At 76.6% G+C, this 24,110-nt stretch carries 9 protein-coding genes; all 9 read left to right on the forward strand.

What is annotated here, in order from left to right; all coding sequences use genetic code 11:
• The first annotated feature begins 227 nt into the window (after positions 1 to 227).
• From F7P10_RS30215 to F7P10_RS30250, 9 genes are read left to right on the forward strand one after another with little or no spacing between them, the layout of a single operon-like run.
• Positions 228 to 1,502, forward strand: a complete 1,275-nt coding sequence (locus tag F7P10_RS30215; protein WP_151014447.1) for an NAD(P)/FAD-dependent oxidoreductase — start codon at positions 228 to 230, stop codon at positions 1,500 to 1,502.
• 31 nt (positions 1,503 to 1,533) lie between these two features.
• Complete coding sequence (locus F7P10_RS30220; RefSeq protein WP_151014449.1) at positions 1,534 to 2,856, forward strand: cation:proton antiporter; 1,323 nt, start codon at positions 1,534 to 1,536, stop codon at positions 2,854 to 2,856.
• 11 nt (positions 2,857 to 2,867) lie between these two features.
• Positions 2,868 to 4,511, forward strand: coding sequence for an NAD(P)/FAD-dependent oxidoreductase (locus tag F7P10_RS30225; RefSeq protein WP_218040184.1), 1,644 nt, complete (start codon positions 2,868 to 2,870; stop codon positions 4,509 to 4,511).
• A gap of 53 nt (positions 4,512 to 4,564) precedes the next feature.
• Positions 4,565 to 9,742 carry a type I polyketide synthase gene (locus tag F7P10_RS30230; RefSeq protein WP_218040185.1) on the forward strand — a complete coding sequence of 1,726 codons (5,178 nt, stop codon included), beginning with the start codon at positions 4,565 to 4,567 and terminating at the stop codon, positions 9,740 to 9,742.
• On the forward strand, positions 9,706 to 10,884 hold the full coding sequence (locus F7P10_RS43530) for a beta-ketoacyl reductase (protein ID WP_218040186.1): 1,179 nt from the start codon (positions 9,706 to 9,708) through the stop codon (positions 10,882 to 10,884). The genes F7P10_RS30230 and F7P10_RS43530 overlap by 37 nt, the downstream gene beginning before the upstream one ends.
• Positions 10,885 to 10,900: 16 nt before the next feature.
• Positions 10,901 to 20,050, forward strand: coding sequence for a type I polyketide synthase (locus F7P10_RS30235; protein ID WP_151014451.1), 9,150 nt, complete (start codon positions 10,901 to 10,903; stop codon positions 20,048 to 20,050).
• Positions 20,051 to 20,061: 11 nt separating this feature from the next.
• A complete protein-coding gene (locus tag F7P10_RS30240; RefSeq protein WP_218040187.1) occupies positions 20,062 to 22,548 on the forward strand; it encodes a beta-ketoacyl synthase N-terminal-like domain-containing protein in 2,487 nt (828 codons plus the stop codon).
• 5 nt (positions 22,549 to 22,553) lie between these two features.
• Positions 22,554 to 23,474, forward strand: coding sequence for a thioesterase II family protein (locus F7P10_RS30245; protein WP_254716813.1), 921 nt, complete (start codon positions 22,554 to 22,556; stop codon positions 23,472 to 23,474).
• On the forward strand, positions 23,471 to 24,031 hold the full coding sequence (locus tag F7P10_RS30250) for a flavin reductase family protein (RefSeq protein WP_151014457.1): 561 nt from the start codon (positions 23,471 to 23,473) through the stop codon (positions 24,029 to 24,031). The genes F7P10_RS30245 and F7P10_RS30250 overlap by 4 nt, the downstream gene beginning before the upstream one ends.
• Positions 24,032 to 24,110 lie beyond the last annotated feature (79 nt).

Here is a 24,110-nt window from a genome sequence, read left to right on the forward strand (position 1 = left end):
TGAAGTCGTGGCATTCATTGTGTGGACGGGGCACCGCGATGTCTTCTCCCGAATTGCTTGAATGCTCGATCCCGCGCTGCCTGCCCTCCTTTCGAGTTCGTGCATAGAAGATACAGATTTTCTCCAGAGGGTTCGGTGCACAGTAGTGGAAACGGCAACGGCCCTCCGTGTGACCGGACTCACCCGGACCGTCCAATCGACCGCATCGGAAAAAAGGGAAGGTCGGCATGTCCTCCAATCTCTTCGGGATTCCTGACCAATTCGACGTCGTGGTCATCGGCGGCGGGCCCGCCGGCGCGACCGCCGCCGGGCTGCTCGCCAAGAACGGGCGGAGCGTGCTCGTCCTCGAGCGCGAGCGCTTCCCGCGCTACCACATCGGGGAGTCCCTCATCCCGGCCGTGATGCGCCCCATGGAGGAGCTGGGCATCGTCGACCGGTTCGACCAGCGCGGCTTCGAGCGCAAGTACGGCGGCACGCTGGTCTGGGGCAACGAGCAGATCCCCTGGAACTTCTCCTTCATCAAGGGCGGCCCGTACGCCTACGCGTTCCACACCCGCCGCGCCGACTTCGACACCGTGGTCCTGGACCGGGCGCGGGAGCTGGGCGCGCACGTCCTGGAAGAGGCGACGGTCAAGGAGCCGATCCAGGACGAGACGGGCCGCGTGACCGGCGTCCGCTACACCGTCCAGGGCGACAAGACGGTCCGGGAGGCCCGCGCGTCCCTGGTCGTGGACGCCTCCGGCCAGGCCCGCGTGCTCAGCCGGCGGTTCTCCGAGATCACCTGGCACGACCAGCTGCGCAACGTCGCGGTGTGGACGTACTTTGACGGGTGCGACCGGCTGCCCGGCGACGAGTGGACCAACATCCTCATCGAGGGGCTCGAAGAGGGCTGGTTCTGGGCGATCCCGATCGACAAGGACCGGCAGAGCGTCGGGTACGTGACCCGGACCGAGACCGCCGGCAAGACCGACGCGTCCCTGCAGGAGCTGTTCCTGCAGGAGGTCGAGCGCAGTACCAAGCTCAAGCACCTGCTCCGCGACGCGCGCCAGTCCGGCGGCTGGCGCAGCGCCCGCGACTGGTCGTACCAGTCCCACACCTTCCACGGGGACGGCTGGGTCCTGGTGGGCGACTCGGCGGCGTTCGTCGACCCGCTGTTCTCCACCGGCGTCGCGCTGGCCACGCTGGCCGCCAGCACGCTGTCGAAGGTCATCGACAAGGTGCTCGACCACCCGGAGATCGAGAAGGAGGCGCTGAAGCGGTACGCGACCGCCTACAGCGGGTTCTTCGACGAGATCCGCACCTTCGTCGAGCGGTTCTACGACCGCACGAAGTACAAGGAGTTCTACTACAGCCTCGCCCAGGAAATGGTCGACCCGGAGAAGAAGAACGAGCCGTCCGCGGACTTCGTGCAGCTCATCTCCGGGCTGAGCGGCAGGCACCCGCTGCTGAACCTCAACATCGACGATCTGACCGCCGGCAGCTCGGTGGGCGCGGCCTCCTGAGCCGCCCCCAGGTGATCGGGGTCTCGCGCAAATGACCAGTCATCAGGTGCAGATGCTGCTGGTGGGTCTCGCGGTGATCTTCCTGCTGGCCCGCGTGCTCGGGGCACTCGCGCGGCGCGCGGGCCAGCCGGCGGTGGTCGGCGAGATCTGTGCGGGCATCCTCCTCGGACCCACCCTGTTCGGCGGCGTCCTGTCGGACGCGCTGTTCCCGGCGGACGTCCGCCCGGCGCTGACGGCCCTCGCCGACGTCGGCCTGGTGCTGTTCATGTTCTTCGTCGGGCTGGAGACCGACACGGGCAGCCTGCGGGGCCGCGGGCGGGCGGCGGCCGGGGGAGTGATCGGGTCGATCGCGGTGCCCATGCTGATGGGCGCCGGGCTCGGTCTCCTGCTGCTGCGCGCCCCGATCGCCGGGGACGTCCCGGCCGGGCCGTTCGCCGTGTTCATCGGCCTCGTCCTGGCGGTGACGGCGTTCCCGGTGCTGGCCCGCATCCTGGAGGACCGGGGGCTGTTCACCACCGCCGTCGGCGGCATCGCGCTGGCCGTCGCCGCCGCCATCGACGTGGCGGTCTGGGGCGGGCTCGCGGCCGTCCAGGCGTGGGTCGGCGGCGACGGGACGGTGTGGCTCGCCGGCGCGTTCGCGCTCTACCTGGTGACGCTCGCGGTCCTGGTCCGCCCGCTGCTGCGCCGGTTCCTGACGCCGGACGGGCTGAGCGCCCCGCTCACCCCGACCGCCTACGTCGTGCTGCTGGCGGGGGCGCTGCTGTCGGCGGCCGCCACCGAGGCGATGGGGATGCACTTCATCCTCGGCGCCTTCCTGTTCGGCCTCGCCATGCCGCGCAAGGGCGCGGCGACCCTGCACGCCGACCTCGCGGACCGCCTCGGCGGGCTGACGTCCGTCCTGCTCCCGGTCTACTTCGTGGTGGCGGGACTGCGCGTGGACCTGGGGGCCCTGGGGCTGTCCGCCCTGGGGTTCCTGCTCCTCATCCTGTCGTTCTCCGTGCTCGGCAAGGTCGGCGGCACCTACCTCGGGCTGCGCACCCAGGGCATGCCCGCCCGGCCGTCCATGGCCCTGACCGCCCTGCTGAGCACCCGCGGGCTGACCGACCTCGTCGTCCTGGGCGTCGGGTTGCAGATCGGCCTGCTCGGCGGCGAGCTGTACTCGCTGCTGGTCGTGGTGGTGCTGATCACCACCCTGTCCATCGGCCCCCTGCTGACGCTGATCTACCGGAAACCGGTGGAGATCCCCGCCGGCGCCCGGGCCTCCGATTCCGAGGGGACGGTGCCGGAGGCGCGGACCGGCCGGTCCCCATCCGCCGCCGCGGACCAGGCGGCGGTCCAACGGCCCACGAAGTGAAGGTGAGACGAGTGCCATCGCAGAGCGCGCAATTCGACGTGGCGATCCTGGGCAGCGGCATGGCCGGCGGGATGCTCGGCGCGATCCTGGCCCGCAACGGGGTCCGGGTGCTGCTGCTGGACGCCGGCGTCCATCCGCGGTTCGCCGTCGGCGAGTCGACCATCCCCTACACCTCCGGGATGACCCGGCTGCTCGCCGACCGGTACAAGGTGCCCGAGCTGATGCCGCTGTCCAGCTTCAAGGGCATCAAGCGGCACGTGTCGCCCAACTGCGGGCGCAAGCAGAACTTCGGCTTCGTCTACCACCGCGAGGGCGAGTCGCAGCACCCGGAGGAGATCAACCAGCTCGTCGTCCCGTCGCTGCTGCGCACCGAGACGCACCTGTACCGGCAGGACGTCGACGCCTACCTGTTCCACGTGGCGGTCAAGCACGGCGCCGTCCCCCGGCTGAACACCCGCATCGAGGACATCGAGATCGACCCGGACTCGGGGGCGCTGCTGCGCAGCGACCGCGGCGAGGAGTTCCGCGCCTCCTACGTGGTGGACGGCAGCGGCTTCCGCTCGCCGCTGTCGGAGAAGTTCGAGCTGCGCGAGACCCCGACCCGGGCCCGCACCCACACCCGGACGGTCTTCACCCACATGATCGGCGTGACCCCGTTCGACGACGCGGCGGCGGCCAAGCGGCACGACCACCCCGACCCGTGGCACAACGGCACGCTGCACCACGTCTTCGACGGCGGCTGGGTCTGGGTGATCCCGTTCGACAACCACCCCGGCGCGATCAACCCGCTGTGCAGCGTCGGGCTCACCTATGACCCGCGCAAGTACCCCAAGCCGGACGGCGTCGCCCCGCAGCAGGAGTGGGACGACTTCCTCGTGCGGTTCCCGCAGATCGCCGAGCAGTTCAAGAACGCCAAGGCCGTCCGGCCGTGGGTGTCCACGGGACGGCTGCAGTACTCGGCCAAGCAGGTCGTCGGGGAGCGGTTCTGCCTCACCTCGCACGCCGCCGGGTTCATCGACGCCCTGTACTCGCGCGGGCTGACCAACACCCTCGCGCTGGTCAACGCCCTCGGCTGGCGGCTCATCGCCGCGTCGCGCGACGGCGACTGGTCGCTGGAGCGGTTCCAGTACCTGGAGGACCTCCAGCAGGGGCTGTTCGACTTCCACGACGACCTCGTCTACAGCTCGTTCGTCGGCTTCGGGAACTACGAGCTGTGGAACGCGGTGTGCCGCACCTGGATGCTCGGCACGATGCTCGGCAACGTCATGCTGGAGGACGCCTACTACCGGTTCGCGAAGACGGGCCGGGAGTCGGTCTTCGACGACCTGGAGAACGGCGGGCACCCCGGTTCGCCGCTGCCGGTGAGCAAGGGCTTCAACGAACTCGGCGTCCTGACCCGGGAACTCTGCCAGTCGGTGGACGCCGGGTCGCTCGAGGCCGACCGCGCCGCCGCGCAGATCCTCGGCGCCATCAAGGACGCCGACTTCATCGCGCCGTCCTTCCGGCTCGGTGAGCGCGACACCCGCTGCTTCAACATGTCGCCGGTGAAGATGGCCAAGAACGCCGTCTGGAGCCGCCGGGAGGCCCCGCCGGAGATCGGCCCGCGGATGATCCGCGCCAGCAAGGGCCTGGTGCGGATGCGGGTCCGCGAGTAGCGCCCCCGCCCGCCCCATCTCGTCCGGGACCGGATTGGCAGGAGAAGGCACCAGTGAGGCACAGCATGGACGGGCAGGCCATCGACGGGCAGGCCACCGACGGGCACGGCGCGGAGAACGGCGCGGCCCACGACCCCGACGACCTCATCGCCGTCGTCGGCATGGCGGGCAGGTTCCCCGGCGCACCGGACACCGACGCGCTGTGGACCCTGCTGTCGGAGGGGCGGGACGGGATCGGCCCCGTCCCTCCGGACCGCTGGGACGCCGCCGCCCGGCTCGACCCCGAACGGGAGATCCAGGCGGTCGGCGGGTTCATCGACGACGTCGGCGCGTTCGACGCCGGCTTCTTCGGCGTGTCGCCGCGCGAGGCGGAGGTGCTGGACCCCCAGCAGCGGCTGCTGCTGGAGATGGGCTGGCGGGCGCTGGAGGACGCCGGGCAGCGGGCCTCCGACCTGGCGGGTTCGCGGACCGGGGTGTACGTCGGCTGCTCGTGGCACGACTACGAGCTGATGCGCATCGAGCGCGGCTCCCGCCCGACCCCGCACAGCCTGGTCGGGAACGCGCTGGACGTGATCGCCGCGCGGCTCTCGTACTTCCTGGGGCTGCGCGGCCCCAGCCTCACCGTGGAGACCGGGTGCTCGTCGTCGCTGGTGGCGCTGCACCTGGCCCGGCAGGCGCTGCGGGACGGCGAGGTCGACTCGGCGATCGTCGGCGGCGCCAACCTGATGCTGGACCCGCACGTGACGGTGGGGCTGACGCACTTCGGGGCGCTGTCCCCGGACGGCCGGTGCGCCGCGTTCTCCGCCGGGGCGAACGGGTTCGTCCGGGGCGAGGGCGTCGCGGCCCTGTACGTGAAGACGCTGCGGCGGGCGCTGGAGGACGGCGACCGCGTGCACGGCGTGATCGTCCGGACGGTCGTCAACAACGACGGCGGCGGCGACAGCCTCGTCACCCCCTCCGGGGACGGCCAGGAGGACCTGCTGCGCCGCGCCTACCTCGAGGGCGGCGTGCCGTACCAGGCGCTGTCGTACCTGGAGGCGCACGGCACCGGGACCGGCCGGGGCGACCCGATCGAGGCCACCGCCATCGGGCGGGTGCTGGGCTCCGTCCGGGACGGCGGCCCCCTCCCGATCGGCTCCATCAAGACCAACATCGGGCATCTGGAGGCGTCCGCCGGGCTGGCCGGGCTGTTCAAGGTGCTGCTGGCGCTGCGGCACCGCGTGGTGCCGCCCAGCCTGCACTCGGCGGAGCTCAACCCCGCGATCCCCTTCGACGACCTGAACGTGCGCGTCGTGCGGGAACCGCTGCCGCTCCCGGACAGCGGCCCCCTCTACATGGGGGTCAACTCCTTCGGCTGGGGCGGCACCAACGCCCACGTGGTGGTGCGCAGCGCCCCGGCCGCCGCCACCGGGGAGCCCGCCACCGGGGAGCCCGCCACCGGTGCGGCCGTCGCCGGGGAGCGGGTGCCGGCCGGCCTGCCGCCCTTCCTCCCGCTGTCGGCGACGGACGAGCCGGTCCTCGCGGAACGCGCCGGGCTGCTCGCGGACGCGCTGCCGGGGACGGACGCGGACCTGCGGGCGGCGGCGGGCACGCTCGCCCACCGCCGCGACCACTTCCCGGTGCGCGCCGCGTTCACCGTGACCGGCCCGGAGGAGCTCCGGGCGGCCCTGCGCGCGGTGGCGGACGGGGACGGCGACGGCGCGGCGGCGTCCGGCCGGGCCGTCGCCCGGGGGCGGACCGCGTTCGTCTTCCCGGGCCAGGGGTCCCAGTGGACGGAGATGGCCCGCGACCTGTACCGGGACAGCCCGCTGTTCGCCGACGTCGTCGGCCGCTGCGCGGAGGCGCTGCGGCCGCACGTCTCCTGGGATCCGGTCGCGGTGCTGTCCGGCGAGGCCGGGGACGAGTGGACGGGCCGCATCGACATGCTGCAGCCGGTCCTGTGGGCGATGTCGCTGGGGCTCGCGGAACTCTGGCGGGCCGCGGGCGTCGAACCGGACGTCGTCCTCGGGCACAGCCAGGGCGAGATCACCGCCGCGACGTTCGCCGGGATCCTGCCGATCGAGGACGCCGCCCTGGTGATGGCGCGGCGCAGCGCCATCGCCCGCCGCACCTCGGGGCGCGGCCGGATGCTGGCGGTCGACCTCGGCCGGGACGCGGCGGTCGCCGCGCTGGAGGGCTTCGAGGACAGCGTGTCCCTCGCCGTCCACAACGGTCCCAGTTCCTGCGTGCTGTCCGGCGACGGCGACTCGGTGCTGCTGCTCAAGGAGCTGCTGGAGGCGGACGGCGTCTACTGCCGGCTCGTGAACGTGGACTACGCCTCGCACAGCCCGCAGATGGACCCGCTGCGGGAGGAGCTGCTCACCGCCCTCGCCCCCGCCGCCCCGCGCGCCGGATCCATCGAGCTGATGTCGACGGTGCGCAACGGCGTGCTGGCGGGCCCGGAGATGGACGCCGCGTACTGGGCGGAGAACCTGCGCAGCCCCGTGCTGTTCGCCGACGCGATGACCGGGGTGCTGGACGCGGGCGTCACCCACGTCGTGGAGGTCAGCCCGCACCCGGTGCTCGTCCCGGCCGTCGAGCAGCTCACCGCCGGGCGGCCCGGTCCGCCCGCCGTGCTGCGCACGCTGCGCCGCGGGCAGGGCACCTGCGCGGACTTCACCGAGGCGCTCGCCGCCGCGTACGTCGCCGGGCTCGAACCGTTCGGGGCGCTGCCCGCGGCGGCGCCCGTCCCGGTGCCCGGCTACCCGCTGCGGCGGGACCGCCACTGGACGGACGAGCGGCGCCGCGGCTCCGGCGCCGCCCGGGGGCTGGAGGCAGAGCCCGCACCGGCGCCCGGCGAGCCCGGCCGCTGGCACACGGCGCTGGAGCTGTCGGTCGCGGACCTGCCGTACCTCGGCGACCACCGGGTGTACGACGCGGCGGTCCTGCCCGCCGCCGGGATGCTGACCCTGCTGCTGAACGCCGCCCGGTCCCGGTTCGGCGGGCGGCCCCGCCTGCTGGAGGACGTCGGGTTCCGCGAGGAGATCGCGCTCGGCGACACCCCCGTGCAGGTGACGGTCGAGTGGCGCGACGACCTGCCGGGCGGCGGGCGGCTGCGGCTGCTGTCGCTGCCGGAGGGCGGCTCGTCCTGGGAGGTGAACGCCACCGGCTACGCCTCCGGCGAGCCCGCCGCCGGGACGGCCGGAGAACCGCCCGCGCCGTCGTTCCCGGACTGGGCGGACGAGGCGGACGCGGCCCCCGTCGACGGCTTCTACCGCGACTGCGCGGAGCGCGGCCTCGGGTACGGGACCGCGTTCCAGTCGGTGCGGACTCTGCACCTGCATCCGGACGGTGGCGAGGCCGTCGGGGAGGTGCGCCTGGACGAGCGGCTGCGCGCCGGGGCCCGCCCGCACACGTGGCATCCGGCGCTGTGGGACGGCGCCCTCCAGGTCGCGCTGAACCTCGTCGGCGGGGACGGGGCGCCGGTCCCGACCGCCGTGGAACGGGTCGTCCTGCGGGCCGACCCCGGCGAGGCCGTCACCGAGGTGTGGTCGCACGCGGTGCGCCGCGCCGACGGGCTGATCGACGTCGAGCTGTTCGACGCCGACCGCGCCCCGCTCATGTCCGTGCTGGGCCTCCGGCTCACCCCGCTGCCGGGCGCGGGCGGCGGGGCGTCCGACGAGGAGCGGCTGCACGCCCTGCGGTGGGTCGACGTCACCGAGACCAGGGGCGCCGCCTCGGCGGCGGCACCGGGCCGCTGGGTGGTGTGCGGCGGGGCCGACGGCTCCGCCGCCGAGCTGGCGAAGGCGCTGACGGCGGCCGGTGCCGACACCGTCGCGGACGCGGCGGTGCTCGGCGACGCGGCCGCCGAGGTCGACGCGGTGGTGTTCGCCGCCCCGCCGGCCGAGGCCGGGCCGGACGAGCAGCGGCGCGGCCTGACCGAGCTGGCGGCGCTGGCGGGCGCGTGCGCCCGCCGGGACGCCGCCCCGGCCCTCGCGGTCGTCACCACCCGGGCGCAGGCCGCCGACCCCGCCGACCTGCCCGATCCGGGCGCGGCGCTGTACTGGGGATTCGTCCGGGTGCTGCGGCAGGAGCACGGCGAACTCGCCCCCCGCCTCATCGACGTGAACCCCGCGGACCCGGCCTGGGCCACCACGTGCGCGGCCGAGCTCCTCACCGACGACGGCGAGGACCAGGTGGCGCTGCGGGACGGCCGGACGCTGGGGGCGCGCCTCGTCCGGGGGTCCGCCGACGAACCCGCGGACCCGCCCCCCTGGCGGACCCTCCCGCAGCCGTTCGAGGTCGAGACCGGCGCCGGGACCGGGCGGGCGCGGTGCGTCCCGCTGGACCGGCGGGCCCCCGCGGTGGGCGAGATCGAGATCGAGGTCACCGCGTTCGCCCCCGGCGGCACGGGCGGCGGCACGCTCGGCGGCTGCGCCGGCCGCGTCGTCGCCGTCGGGCCGGCCGCCGTCGGCACGGATGTCGCAACGGACGTCGCAACGGACGCCGGGGCCTTCGCGCCCGGCGATCTCGTCGCGGCGTGCACCGCGAGCCGTCCCGCCAGCCACGTCACCGTGCGGGCGGAGCACGCCCGTCCCGTCCCGGCCGGGCTCGCCGACGCGGACGCCGCGGCGCTCGCGCCCGGCCTGGCCACCGCGTGGCACGCGCTGACCGACCTCGGGAGGCTCGACGCGGGCGAGAGCGTGCTGGTGCACGGCGCGGCCACCGGCACGGGCACGGCCGCCGTGCGGCTCGCCGGCGCGCTCGGTGCGCGCGTGCTCGCCACGGCGGACGGCGCGGACGAGCGCGAACACCTGCGCGAGCTCGGCGTCGAGGACGTCCTGGACGGCGGCGGCCGGAGCTGGGCGGCGCGCACCCGTGAGCTGACCGGCGGGCGCGGCGCCGACGTCGTCGTCAACGCGGTTCCGGGGGCCGCCGTGCGGCTCGCCCTGGAGGCGCTCGCCGACGACGGCCGGCTCGTCCACCTGGGCGCGCCCGGCGACGCCGGCGGTGCCGTGCCGCCCCCGGCGGCGGCGTCGCCGTCGCCGACCCGTCCGGGCTGGCCGAGCGCCGCCCGCGGCGGCTGGCGCGGGCGCTGCGGGAGTCGTGGGACCTGCTCGCCGACGGCCGGATCGGTCCCGCCGCCGCTCGCCCCCGCACGTTCGCCGAGGCGCTCGACGCGGGGCTCGACGCGGGGCTCGACGCGGGGCTCGACGTGCCGGAGACGGACGGTCCCGGACCGGTCGTGCTGACCGATCCGGCGTCGGCGGGGCCGGTGGCGCCGGTGCCGATGCCGGGCGGCGCACTGCGGGCCCGCGGCACCTACCTGATCACCGGCGGCCTCGGCGCGCTCGGCCTGTCCCTGGCCGAGTACCTGGCCGCGCACGGCGCGGGCGCGCTGCTGCTGGCGGGCCGGTCGGACCCGGCGCCCGAGGCGGCGGCGCGGCTGGATGCGCTGCGGGACCGGGGCACCCGCGTCCAGACCGTCCGGTGCGACGTCGCCGACGCGGACGCCCTGCGGGCGGCCCTGGACGGCGCGCGGCCGGACCTGCCGCCGCTGCGCGGCGTCGTCCACGCGGCGGGCGTCCTCGACGACGCCACCATCGACACCCTGACCGCCGGGCAGGTCGAGACCGTCCTGGCGCCCAAGGTCGGCGGCGTCCGGGCCCTGGACGCGGCGACGGCCGGGGACCCGCTCGACTTCTTCGTGCTGTTCTCCTCCGCCGCCGCGCTGGTCGGCAACGCCGGGCAGGCCGCGTACGCCGCGGCGAACTCCTACCTCGACGCGTTCGCCGAGGCGCGCCGCCGCCGGGGCCTGCCCGCGCTCAGCGTGCAGTGGGGCCCGTTCACCGAGGTGGGGCTCGCGGCGGGCGACCGGGACCGCGGGGACCGGCTCGCCGAGCGCGGGATGGGCGGCTTCCCGCCCGCCGAGGCGTGGCCCGCGCTGGCGCGGCTGCTGGAGCGCGACGAACCCGTCGCCGGGTACGTCCCGATCGACCTGCGGCAGTGGTTCGACGCCTTCCCCGGCACCGCCGCGCTCAAGAGCTGGGAGCGGCTGCACGCCGCGGCCCTGCGGGGCCGGGACGCGGGCGCGGCAGGCGGCGAGTTCCGCGACGGCCTGCTGCGGGTCCCGCCGGAGGAACGGGCGGCGCTGGTGGAGGCGAAGGTGCGCGAGCTGGCGGGCCGGGTGCTGCGCTTCGACGCCGACCGCATCGGCGGCGACGCCCCGTTCAAGTCGCTGGGGCTCGACTCGCTGATGAGCCTGGAACTGCGCAACCGCCTGGAGGCCGCGTTCGGGCTGCGGCTCTCCCCGACCCTGCTGTGGACCTACGGAAACCCGGCCGCCCTGGCGGGCGCCCTGTGCGAGCAACTGTCCGGCGAAGGATCCCGGTAGGCAAGGAACGGAGGCCATGGAAGACAACGGCACGACCTCAGACGAGAACACCCCCCTCTCCCGGGCGCTGGACACCATCCGCACGCTGCGGCGGCGCCTGGCGGAGCAGGAGGGCGACCAGCCGATCGCGATCGTCGGCGCCGGACTGCGCCTGCCGGGCGGGATCGACGACCTGGACGGCTACTGGACCGCCCTCGCCGAGGGACGCGACCTGGTGCGGCGCATGCCCGCGGCGCGCCGGGGACCGTTCGGCGGCGAGTGGGACGGCCTGCCGCAGCGCGGCGGCTTCCTGGACGAGGTGCTGGACTTCGACGCGGGCTTCTTCGGCATCAGCCCCCGCGAGGCCCGCCACCTCGACCCGCAGCACCGCCTGCTGCTGGAGGTGGCCTGGGAGGCGCTGGAGGACGCGGCGCTGCCCCCCGACCGGCTGGGCGACGCCCGCGCCGGGTTCTACCTCGGCATCATGTGGCAGGACTACCGGGACTGGCTGGCCGGGGAGCCCGACGCGTACTGGACGACCGGCAACGGGCACAACTTCGCGGCGGGCCGCATCGCGCACGCCCTCGGCCTGACCGGGCCGACGCTGGCGGTGGACACCGCCTGCTCGTCGTCGCTGGTCGCCGTCCATCTGGCGGCGCAGGCGCTGCGGCGCGGCGAATGCTCCACGGCGCTGGCGGCCGGGGCCAACCTCATGATGTCGCCGCGGTCGATGCGCCTGGTCCAGCAGACCCGCTCGCTGTCGCCGGACGGCCGCTGCAAGGCGTTCGACGCGCGCGCCAACGGGTTCGTGCGCGGCGAGGGCTGCGGCGTCGTGGTGCTCAAGCGGCTGGACGACGCGCTGCGGGACGGCGACCGGGTGCACGCCGTCGTGCACGGTTCGGCGATCAACCAGGACGGGCGCGCCGGCGGGTTCACCGCGCCGAACGTCCTGTCGCAGATCGCGCTGATCGAGTCGGCGCTCGCCGGGGCCGGGCTGGAGCCGTCCGACATCGGGCACGTCGAGGCCCACGGCACCGGCACGGCGCTGGGCGACCCGATCGAGATGGAGGCGCTGGCGACCGCGCTCGGCCGCCGCAACGGCGGCGCGCCGCTCCCGGTCGGCTCGATCAAGAGCAACGCTGGGCACCTGGAGTCGGCGGCGGGCGTCGCAGGGCTGATCAAGGCGATGCTGACCCTGCGGGAGCGCAGGATCCCGCCGGTCGTGCACTTCCGGACCCTGAACCCCCGGATCGACCTGTCCGGGACGGGCATCACGGTGCCGACCGAGACGGTCCCGTGGGACCCCGGCGCGGGACGCTACGCGGCGGTCAGCTCGTTCGGGATGAGCGGCACCAACGCCCACATCATCCTGGGCGAGCCGGAACCGGCGGAGGCCGCCCCGGAACCGGGACCGCCGGAGGCGGGCGGCTTCGAGATCTCCGCCCGCACCCCCGAGGCGCTGCGGGCGCTGGCCGCCCGGTACGCCGACCGGCTCGGCGACCTGGACGCCGGACGGTACGCCGCCTTCACGCACACCGTCACGTTCGGCCGGGCCCGGCTGGACGCCCGCGCCCGCGTCACCGCCGCGGACCCGCGCTCGGCGGCGGAGGCGCTGCGGGCGCTGGCCGCCGGTACGGCGTCGCCCGCCGTCACCACGGTCACCGCCGAACCGGGCGGCGACGCCGAAACCGCCCGGGACGCCGCGCAGGTCGCGGCCGAGATCGGGGCGTCCGCGCTCCGCGACGTCGTCGACCTGCCCGCCTACCCGTGGGAGCGGCGGCGGTACGCGCCCGAGGAGCCGGCGGCCGCCTCCGCCGCCGCCCCCGCCGCGCCCGCCGCCGCCCCCGCGGCCTCCGGCGGGACGCCGCCCGCACCCGCCGCGCACGAGGTCGTCTGGCAGCCCGCGGAGCCGCCCCCCGCGCCCTCCGGCGCGGTCCTGGTGCTGGCGGGAGACGACGAGGAGACCCTCGCGTCGCTGGCCCGCGCGGCGGCCGAAGCGGGCGTGCACGGCACCGTGCTCGGCCCGGCGGGCGCCGCCGCCGCGCCCGGCTGGGAGCACGGCGGCGGCGTGCCCCGCGACCCGGACGGCTGGCGGCGGTTCTGGGCGGACCGCGCCGCGACCGCATTGGTGCTGATCCCGCGCCCCGTCCCCCCGCTCCCCGCCCCGGACTCGGACGCGGGCATGGACCCGGGCATCGCGGGCGCGGCGCTCAGCACCGCGGTCACGCTCGCGGTGCGCGAGTCGCCCGTCCGCGTGTTCGCGGTGACCCAGGGGGCGCGGCGGGTGTCCGGCGACGACGCGGCGGACGAGGCCGGGCGCGGCGTGCCGCAGGGCGCGCTGCACGGTCTCGCGCCCGTCCTCGGGCTGGAGTTCCCCGCGACCTTCGGCGGCGTCGTCGACCTGCCCGCCCGTCCGGGCCCCGGCGACACCGCGGCGCTGCTGCGCCTCGCCACCGCCGGGGACCCCGCCGAGGACCTGGCGGCCGTGCGGGACGGGCGGGTGCTGGCGGCACGGCTGCGTCCCGCGCCCGGACACGAACCGGACCTGACCGTCCGCGACGACGCCACCTACATCGTGACCGGCGGCCTCGGCGCCGTCGGCCGCGAGCTGGCCGCCGCGCTCGTCCGGCGCGGCGCCCGGCACCTGCTCCTCGTCGGCCGCCGCGCCCCGGACGAGCTGGGGGAGCGGGCCGCCGCGGCGCTCGCCGCCTTGCGCGAGGCGGGCGCGGACGTCGCCTACCGCGGCGGCGGCTGCGACACCGCCGCGGCGCTCGCCGCCGCCTGCGAGCCGCTGGCCGGGATGCCGCCGGTGCGCGGCGTCGTGCACGCGGCGGGCAGCCTCGCCCGGACGCCCGCCGCCGAGCTGGACGCCGCCGGGTTCGCGGCGCCGCTGGGCGACAAGTTCGCGTCCGGCTGGTGGCTGCACCTGGCGTCCGCCGGCTGGCCGCTGGACTTCTTCGTCCTGGTGTCGTCGGTCTCGGCGGTCTGGGGCACCGAGGGGTACGCGGCGTACTCGGCGGCCAACGGGGGACTGGACGCCCTCGCGGCCTACCGCGTCTCGCGCGGGCTGCCCGCGGCGAGCATCGCCTACGGCCCGTGGGAGCTGGACGACGAGGGGATGGCCGACCGCGAGTCCCGGGACCGGTACGCGCGGGTGGGCGTGGGGGCGCTGGACGCCGCCGCGGGCGGCGCCGCGCTGACCGCCGGGACGCCGAACGCGGCGGGACACGTCGTCGCGTGCCCGCTGGACCTGCCCCGGCTCCGGCACGTGATGGCGGGCCTGCGCCCCCGTGCGCTGTTCGGCGGCGCGGACGGCGCCACCGGTGCGTCCGGCGGCGCCGCCGCCACCGAGGACGCCGCCGACGCCGGGTCCGCCGGGCGGGAGCCGTCGATCGCCGCCGAACTCGCGGCGCTCCCCGAGGGCGCCCGCGCCGCCGCGTCCCGCGACCACGTCCGGCGGATCCTGGCGAGCCAGCTCGGGCACGGCGACGCGGCCGCGGTCGGCGACACCACCGGGTTCTTCGACCTCGGCCTCGACTCGATCATGGCGGCGGACCTGGTGCTCCGGCTGTCGGACGCCTTCGGCACGGCCGTCTCGGCGCCCGACGTCTTCGACCATCCGACCGTCACCGAACTGGCCGGGTACCTGCTGGACCGGTCGGCCCGCGAACCGGCGGCCGCCCGTCCCGAACCCGCGCCCGCCCCGCGTCCCGCCCGTCCGTCCCGTCCGTCCCGTCCGGTAGAGGGCGAGGAGGGGGCGGACGGCGCGAGCGCCGCGCGGGACCCCGGTGCGGCGGAGCCGATCGCGATCGTCGGCATGGCGGGGCGCTTCCCGGGGGCCGACTCGGTCGACGCCCTGTGGGACCTCCTGCGGGAGGGGCGCGACGGGGTCGGGCCGATGCCCGAACGGCGCGCGCGGGAACTCCTCCCCGGCGCGGCCGACGCGCCCGTCACCACCGACCAGGGCGGTTTCCTGGAGGACATCGACCGCTTCGACGCGGCGTTCTTCGGGCTGCCCGCCCGCGAGGCCGACAACATGGACCCCCAGCAGCGGCTGCTGCTGGAGTCCGCGTGGCACGCGCTGGAGGACGGCGGGATCGACCCGCACCGCCTCCGCCGCACCCGCACCGGCGTGTTCGTCGGCATCAGCTACTCCGACTACGCCCGCCTGCTCGCCCGCGGCGGCCCCGGCGGGGTCGACGCCTACTACAGCACCGGCACGGCGCTCAACGCGGCGGCCGGGCGGATCTCGTTCCTGCTGGGGCTGAACGGCCCGGCGATGGCGATCGACACCGCCTGCTCCTCCTCGCTGGTCGCGCTGCATCTGGCGACGCGGTCGCTGCGGTCGGGCGAGACCGACGCGGTGCTGGCGGGCGGCGTCAACCTGCTGCTCGACCCGGCCTCGTCGGTGGCCGTCAGCCGGGCCCACATGCTGTCGCCCGACGGGCGCTGCCGCACCTTCTCCGCGGACGCCAACGGGTTCGTCCGCGCCGAGGGCTGCGGGATGCTGGTGCTCAAGCGGCTCGCCGACGCCCGCCGCGACGGGGACCGCGTCCTCGCCGTCGTGCGCGGCAGCGCGGTCAACCAGGACGGCGCCTCGTCGGGGCTGACCGCGCCCAGCGGCCGCGCCCAGGAGGAGATGCTGCGGACGGCGCTGGCCGACGCCGGCGTCGACGGCGCGGACGTCGGCTACCTGGAGACGCACGGCACCGGCACGAGCCTCGGCGACCCCGTCGAGGTCGGCGCGGCCTGGCGGGTGCTGGGGCCGGGCCGCCGGCCCGGCACGCCGCTGCACCTCGGCTCGGTGAAGAGCAACATCGGGCACTGCGAGTCGGCGGCCGGGATCGCCGCCGTCATCAAGACGGTGCTGGCGCTGCGCCACGACCTGATCCCCGCCGGGCTGCACTTCAGCGAGCCGAACCCGCACGTGGCGTGGTCGGAGATGAACGTCCGGGTCGTGGAGAGCGCCACGCGGTGGCGGGCGGCCGGCGGCCCGCGGATCGCGGGCGTCTCCGGGTTCGGTTTCACCGGGACGAACGCGCACGTCATCCTGTCCGACCCGCCCGGCACCGGCGGCACCGGCGCGGACGCCCCGCGGGACCCGGCGGCCGGACGGGGAGACGGGCTCGGACGGGGAGACGGGCTGCTCGTGCCGCTGTCGGCGCCGGACGCCGACGGGCTGCGGCGCGTGGCGGAGGCGTGGCGGCACCGGATCGAGGAGGCGGCCGAGGAGGACCTGCCCGGCCTGGCCGCGGTCGCGGGCGCGGGCCGCGCGCACTTCCCGCACCGCCGCGCGCTGTTCGGCCGCAACCGGGAGCAGCTCCTGTCCGCCCTGGGCGAGCCGGTACCGGAGGACGCCGCGCCGCGCGCGCCCCGCGTCGCGTTCCTGTTCTCCGGGCAGGGCAGCCAGTACCTCTCCATGGGCCGCGAGCTGTACGAGACCGAGCCGGTGTTCCGCGAGGCGTTCGACGAGTGCGACGCGGAGGTGGCGCCGTCCCTCGGCGCGTCGCTGACCGACCTCGTCCTCTACGGGGACGACGCCGCCCTGGTCAACGAGACCCGGATCACCCAGCCCGCCCTGGTCACGCTGGAGATCGCGCTGGCCGCGCTGTGGGAGTCGTGGGGAGTCGTCCCCGCCGCCGTCATGGGCCACAGCGTCGGCGAGGTCGCTGCGGCCGTCTGCGCCGGGGTGATGGACCGGCGCACCGGGATGCGGCTCATCGCCGACCGGGCGCGGCTGATGCAGGACACCGAGCGCGGCGCGATGCTCGCCATCGTCGCGTCCGAGGCCGACGCGGCGGGCTGGATCGCCGAGCACGAGCTGGACCTGGCCGCCGTCAACGGCCCCGACGCCGTCGTGGTGTCCGGACCGCCGGAGCGGATCGACGCGCTGGCGGCCCGCCTCAAGGACGACCGGGTGCGGCACCGGCGGCTCAGCGTGTCCCACGCGTTCCACTCCCGGCTGCTCGACCCCGCGCTGGCGGAACTGGCGGACGTGCTCGCACCGCTGGAGTTCGCCGCGCCGCGGATCCCCATCGTGTCGAACCTGACCGGCCGCCCGGCCGGGCCCGGGGAGCACGACGCCGGCTACTGGTGCCGGCACGCGCGCAGCCCCGTCCGCTTCCTCGACGGGATGCGCGCCCTGGCCGACCTGGACGTGGACGTCTGCCTGGAGATCGGCCCGGACCGCACGCTGATCAACCTGATGCGGGGCGCCGGCCTGGCGCCCGCCGGGGGCGTCGCCGGGTCGCTGCGCCGGGGCTCGGACGACCGTCCGGCCCTGCTCGCGGCCGTCAAGTCCCTGTACGACCTCGGCCAGGACGTCGACTGGCGGCGGGTGCAGCCGCGACCGGCCGGGCCGCGTCCGGACGCGCCGCCCTACCCGTTCGCCGAGACCCGGCACTGGGCCGCGGTCCCCGGCACGGCGCCCGGCGCGGGACCGGACGCGTCGCCCGCCCTCGCGGGCGGCCCCGCCTGGGGCGCGCAGGTCCGCTCGCCCGCGCTGCGCGGCCGCGTGTGGCGCACCGAGCGCAGCACGGAGTACCCGGCGCACCTCACCGACCACCGGCTGTTCGGCACGGTGTCGGCGCCGGGCGCGTCCCAGCTCGCCACGGCGCTGTCGGCGCTGGGCTCCGACGAGAGCGCGGTCGCCCTCGCCGACCTGCACTTCCCCCGCGCCCTGGTGCTGCGCGACGGGGAACGGTACGAGCTGCAGGTCCTCGAAGAAACGCAGGAGCACGGCACCCGCACCGTCAGCGTGCAGAGCCTGCTGGACCCCGACCGGGACCGGTGGCAGGAGCACCTGGCCGCCCGGGTCGTCGAGGCGGCCGATCCGGGCGGCGGCGCCCGCCCGGCGCCCGACCCGGAGGCGTTCATCGCCGCCGCCGAACGCCACCTGTCCGGCGACGACTTCTACCGGCACCTGCGCGCTCTCGGTTACCAGCTCGGGCCGTCCTTCCGGTGGATCCGCGACGCGTGGATCCGCGGCGGCGAGGCCCTGATCCGGTACGCCGAACCGCCGGTGATGAACGAGGACCCGGCGGGCTACCAGATCCACCCCGGCCTGCTGGACTCCTGCCTGCAGAGCAGCGTCGCCTTCGCGGTCGACGGCGCCGAGGGCGTGGACGAGGCCACGGCGCTGCCGATCCCGTTCGCCGCCGCCAGGGTGTCGTTCCCCGGGCGGCCCGTGCCCGGCCGCGACCTGTGGGGGCACGTGCGGGCCGTCCTGGCGGACCGGCCGGAGGAGGGCCTCGCGCAGGTGCGCGAGGCGGACCTGCACCTCTTCTACGAGGAGGGGGTCACCGTGCTCGCCCTGGACGGCTTCCGGTTCCGGTCGGCCCCCCGCGACCTGCTCCAGCGGTCCCTGCGCGAGGACACCCGGCACGCGTACGAGTCGCGGTGGACCGAGTGGACGCCGCCGGTCGCCGACCACCGCCGCGTCGCCCTGCTGACCGGCGGCACGGACGCCGGGCGCGGCCTGGCGGAGGCGTTCTCGCGGCTCGGGCACCGGGTGGACGAGCCCGCCGGGCCGGGCGAGGCGGGCGACGCCGACCTGATCGTCGACGTCCGGTTCGCCGACCCGGCCACCGGTCCCGCCGGTCCCGCCGGTTCCGGTGTGGACGGGGCGGTCGAGCTGACCACCGCTCTCGCGGACGCCCTGCGCGCGGCCCCCTCCCACGTGCCGTACGCGGTGCTGTGCGCGGGCGACGACGACGTCGCCGCGGCGCCCGGCCGGGAGGCGCTGTGGGGGCTGCTCGCCGCGGTGGAGGCGGAGGAGGGCGACCGCAGGCTGCTGCGCGTCGAACTCGCCGCCGGCTGGGACCCCGAGACGCTCGCGCGGGCCCTGGCCGGCGCCGCCGGACGCGACGACGCCGCGCGCGGCGGGATCGGGTCCGGCCGGATCGAGATCGGCGAGGCCGGCACCCGCGCCGCCGTCCTGGCCCCCGTCACCGCGTGGAACCGGGTGGACTCCGCGGGGCCGGACGCCGCGGCGCCGGGCGCCGCCCTCGTGACCGGCGGGATGGGGGCGCTCGGGTTGAGCGTCGCCGGGATGCTCGCCGACCAGGGCGCGACCGCGATCACGCTGCTGGGACGGTCGGAGCCCGGCCCGGACGCCCGCGCCCGCGTCGACGAGCTGACCGCGCGCGGCTGCCGCGTCCGCGTCGTGCTCGGCGACGTCACCGACCCGGCGGACTGCGCGCGCGCCGTGCGGGAGGCCGGACGGGACGCGCCGCTGCGCACGATCGTCCATCTGGCGGGCGTCGGCGACGACCGGCCGTTCGCCGACACCGACCGCGGCTCCTTCGAGCGGGTGTTCGCGGCCAAGGCGCGCGGCGCCGAGAACCTGGCCGCCGCACTGGACGGCCTGCCGCTGGACGCGTTCGTCCTGTTCTCGTCGGCGGCGGCGGTGCTGGGCACCGCCGGGCAGGCGAACTACGCCGCGGCCAACGGGTATCTCGGCGGTCTCGCCCGCCGGCTGCGGGCCGCCGGGGTGCCCGCCGTCGCCGTGGACTGGGGGCCGTGGGTGCCCGCCGCGGGCGGCGGTATGGCCGGTTCGGCGGCCGCGGCGCGCGCCATCGAGGCGTCCGGGCTGCGCCCGCTCGCCGACGAGGAGGCCGCGCCGCTGCTGCGGCTGGCGATGACCGGGCGGCGGCCGCGGCTGCTCGCGCTCGCGCTGAACGGCGCGGGCGGCACCGGACGGTCGTCCGGGGCGCGGGAGGCGCTGCTGCGCGACCTGCGGCCGTCCGGTCCGCGCCCGGCCGGGGACGAGCGGCCGCGCGGATGGCTGGCCGCCGAACTCGCCGACCTCGATCCGGACGCGCGGACCGACCGGCTGCGCGCCGCGGTGCGGGCGCTCGCCGGGGACGCGCTGGGCGACCGCACGGCCGTCTCCGACGACGAGGGCTTCAGCGACCTGGGGCTCGACTCGATCATGGTGACCGATCTGCGGACCCGGCTGGCCGTCGCGGTGGGCGCGGACCTGCCCGCCACGGTCGCCCTGGACCACCCCACCGTCTCGCGGCTCACCGACCACGTCCTCGACCTGCTCTTCCCCGAGCCGGAAGCGGCCCCCGAACCGCGGGCCGTCCCGGACCCGGAGCCGGTCCAGGACGGGGACCCCCCGGAGGACCTGTCGTTCGAGGACCTGGTCCGCGTCGTGCGGGCCGACCTTGGAGCAGCGGAATGAGGGAGGACACCGTGAACACCGACACCGTGGACACCGAAACCAGGGACGCCACGCTCAACGACACCGCCGAGATCCGGCGGCTGATGGAGGACCAGCTCAAGCTGTCGCGCCGCCTGCGCGCCCGCGTCGCCGAGCTCGAGGGCGCCGCGCGGGCCCCGCTGGCCGTGGTCGGGATGGGGCTGCGGCTGCCCGGCGGCCTGCGGACCCCGGACGACTTCTGGGACTTCCTGCTCGAGGAGGACACGGCGCTGTCCGGCCTCCCCGAGGAACGCCCGGGGCTGCGCGCCGTGTACGACCCGCGGGTGGGGCGGCCCGGCCGGTCGTACGTGGACCGGGCCGGGTTCCTCGACGACATCGCCTCGTTCGACGCCGACTTCTTCGGGGTGTCCCACCGCGAGGCCAAGCTGCTCGACCCGCAGCAGCGGATGCTGCTGGAGGCCGCCTGGGAGGCGCTGGAGCGGGCGGGCATCGCGCCCCGCCGCTCCGACCGGCTCGACGTCGGCGTGTACCTGGGGATGATGGCCTCGGAGTACCTGGAGCGCCTGGAGGACCGCACCGACACCACCGGCATCGACCCGTACTACACGACGGGCGGCGGGCTCTGCTTCCCCGCCGGCCGGATCAGCCACACGTTCGGGTTCTCGGGCCCGGTGATGAGCGTCGACACCGCCTGCTCGTCGTCGATGACCGCGCTGCACCAGGCCGTCCGGGGGCTGCGCAACGACGAGTGCCGGTACGCGCTGGTGTGCGGATCGAACCTGCTGCTGTCGGCCAACCTGATGGTGTCGCTGTCGCAGACCCGCGCGCTGTCGCCGGAGGGCCGTTCCAAGTCGTTCCTGGCCTCCGCCGACGGCTACGGGCGCGGCGAGGGCGTCGGCGTGCTGGTCCTGATGCGGCTGGCCGACGCCGAGCGCGAGGGCCGTCCGGTCCTGGCCGTCGTGCGGGGCACCGCCGTCAACCACGACGGCGCCGCCTCCAGCCTGACCGCCCCCAACGGGCCCGCGCAGGAGGAGGTCGTCCGCGCCGCCCTGGCCGACGCGGGGGTCGGCGCCGCCGACGTCGGCTGGATCGAGGCGCACGGCACGGGCACGCCGCTGGGCGACCCCATCGAGGCCGGGGCGCTGGACGGGGTGCTCGGCGCGGCCGTCCGGGAACGCGGCGTCCCGCTGGCGCTCGGCAGCGTCAAGTCCAGGATCGGGCACCTCGAGGCCGCCTCGGGCGTCGCGGCGCTGCTGAAGACGGTGCTCATGCTGCGGCACGGGACGATCCCGGCGGCGGCCGACGACCGCGACGGGGACCTCAACCCCCGCATCCCGTGGGACACGATGGGGTTCACCGTGCCGCGCCGCACCGGGCCGTGGCCGGCGGAACTGCCCCGCCGGATCGCCGGGGTGAACTCGTTCGGGATGAGCGGCACCAACGTCCACGCGATCCTGGAGGCGTACGAGCCCGCGCCCGCCGGCGCCACGGACGACCCGGCCCCCGGCGGCGCCGCCGCGCGCCCGGAGCTGCTGACGCTCTCGGCCAAGGACCCGGCGGCGCTCGCCGAGCTGGCCGGCCGGGTCGCCGACCACCTGCGCAAGGCCGACCCGGCGGCGACCGCGTCCGTCTGCCACACGCTGCGGGCCGGGCGCGTCCCGTTCGACCACCGGATCGCCGTCGTCGGGTCGGCCCCCGCCGAACTGGCCGACGGGATCGCCGCCGCCGTCGCGGGCGGGACGGGCGCCCGCGCCGCGTCGCCCGTCCGGGCCGTCACCCTGCGGACGGGCGCGGCCGCCGGGGCGGTCGCCGACGCGCTGGGCGCCGCGTTCCCCGCGCTCCGGGAGCCCGGCGGCGAGCCGGGGGAGCGGCTGGCCCGGCAGTTCGGGCGGTTCGGCCTGCGGGTCCGCGTCCGCCCCGACGCCGGCGGCGGCGAGGGCACCGGGGAAGGCGCCGGCGGGGTGCGCGTGGAGTGGGCCGTCGAGGGCGAGGCCGCGCCCCGGAGCCGGCCGCTGGCGGGCGACGGGACCGCCGCCGAGGCGCTCGCGCGGGCCCTCGCCGACCTGTACGCCGACGGCGCCGCGCTGCGGCTGGACGCGCTGCGCGCCCCCGGCGCGCGGCTGGTGGGCGACCTGCCGACGTACCCGTTCCGCCGGACCCGCTTCTGGATCGACGAGCCCGGCACGACCGCGCCCGGCGGTCCCGCCGGAGCGGCCGGGGGCGGGACGGGAGACTCCGCGGCACCGCCGCCCGGCGACGGGGACGGCGTGCGCGCCTTCCTCATGGAGCTGCTCAAGGAGGTGCTGCACTCCCCGGAGGACCTCGACCCCGACCGGTCGCTGCAGGAGGCCGGCGCCGACTCCTTCATCACCACCCTGTTCATCACCAAGGTCGAGGACTTCTACGACCTGGGGGTGCCGCCGGAGGATCTGCACATCGACGTCCCGCTCGCGGAGCTGATCGACCGGTTCGCCGGCGCGATCGCCGAGGCGGGCGCCGTCCGGGAGCCGAGCGCGTGACCGGGATGGTCAGGCCGCGGCCGGTCCGCGACCCGGAGCTGCGCCTCGTGGTCTTCCACCATGCCGGGGGCTCGTCGGCCGCCTACGTGCCGCTGGTGCGGGCGCTGCCGGGCGACTGGGAGCTGCTGCTGCTCGACCTGCCGGGCCGCGGGCGGCTGCACCGCGCGCCCCCGGAGACCGACATGGCGGCGCTGGTCGCCGCCGCCACCGCGGAGGTCATGGCGTGGACCGGCCCGCCGGTGGCGCTGTTCGGGCACAGCCTCGGCGCGATCGTGGCGGCCGAGACGGCCCGGTCCCTGCGGGCGTGCGGCGTCCGCCCGTCCTGGCTGGGCGTCTCGGGCCGCGCCGCGCCCGTCCCCCGTCCGGGCGCGGAGCACCCCCCCGCGGCCCGCCCGCCGCAGGAACGGGACGCGCCGGGACGTGACGCGCCGGAACGGCACGGGCCGGGACGTGACGCGCAGGAACGGCACGCGCAGGGACGTGACGCGCCGGGACCGGGGGCGCGGGTGCCGCTGGAGCGCCTGCCGCTGGCCACGATGCCCGACGACGAGCTGTTCGACGCGCTGGCCGTGCTCGGCGGGATGCCCGAGCGGTTGGACGAGCTGCCCGAGTTCCGCGCCCGGTTCCTGCGCCTCGTCCGCGCCGATCTGCTGGCGCTGGCGTCGTACCGCCCCGACCCGTGCCGGGCGCCGCTCGACGTGCCGATCACCGCGTTCGGCTCGACCGGCGATCCGCTGGCGCCGCCGCACGCCGTCGACGCGTGGCGGGAGGAGACCACCGCCGGGTTCCGCAGCCGGACGTTCCCGGGCGGGCACTTCCATCTGCTCGGTCCCGCCCTGACCGGTTTCGGGGCGGCCCTGGCGCAGGAGCTCCGGCGGTCACCGACCGTCCCCGTCCCCACCTCGCCGGGAGGCACGCCGTCATGACACCGCCGCCGACCGTGGACACCCGCCCGTTCTGGGCGGGCTTCCCCAGCGGAGTCGCCATCGTCACCGCACTCGCCGGAGACGGCCGCCCCTGGGGGATGACCTGCACGTCCCTGTGCAGCGTCTCGCTGGATCCGCCGATCCTCCTGGTGTGCCTGCGCTGCGGCAGCCCCACGCTCGAGGCCGTCCAGGAGACCGGGGCGTTCTGCGTCAACCTGCTGCACGACGGGGCGCGGGGCACCTCGAACCTGTTCGCCTCCGGCGCGGCCGACCGGTTCGACCGGGTGCGCTGGCGGGCCGGTCCCGGCGCCGCGGGGCCGCATCTGACGGAGGCCGCGCACACGATCGCCGACTGCGCGGTCCTCGAGGACCGGACGGTCGGCGACCACGCGGTGGTGATGGGCCGGGTCGAGGGACTCGCCCGGCTGGGCCCGCAGCGCCCGCTGCTGTACGGGCGGCGGCGGTACGCGTCCTGGCCGGAGGCCGTCGACGCGGACGAGGCGGGCATCGCGCCGGTGCCGCTGCGGCTCGCCTCGGTGATCGAAGGGCTCGGGTAGGAGCGCCCGCCCCATCCGGGGCGGAGCGCGCGCTCCCGCCGGTGCGGCGCGGGGCGCGCCGGGCGCGCCGGCCCGGCGC

It is taken from the genome of Actinomadura sp. WMMB 499, from assembly GCF_008824145.1.
Lineage (GTDB): Bacteria > Actinomycetota > Actinomycetes > Streptosporangiales > Streptosporangiaceae > Spirillospora.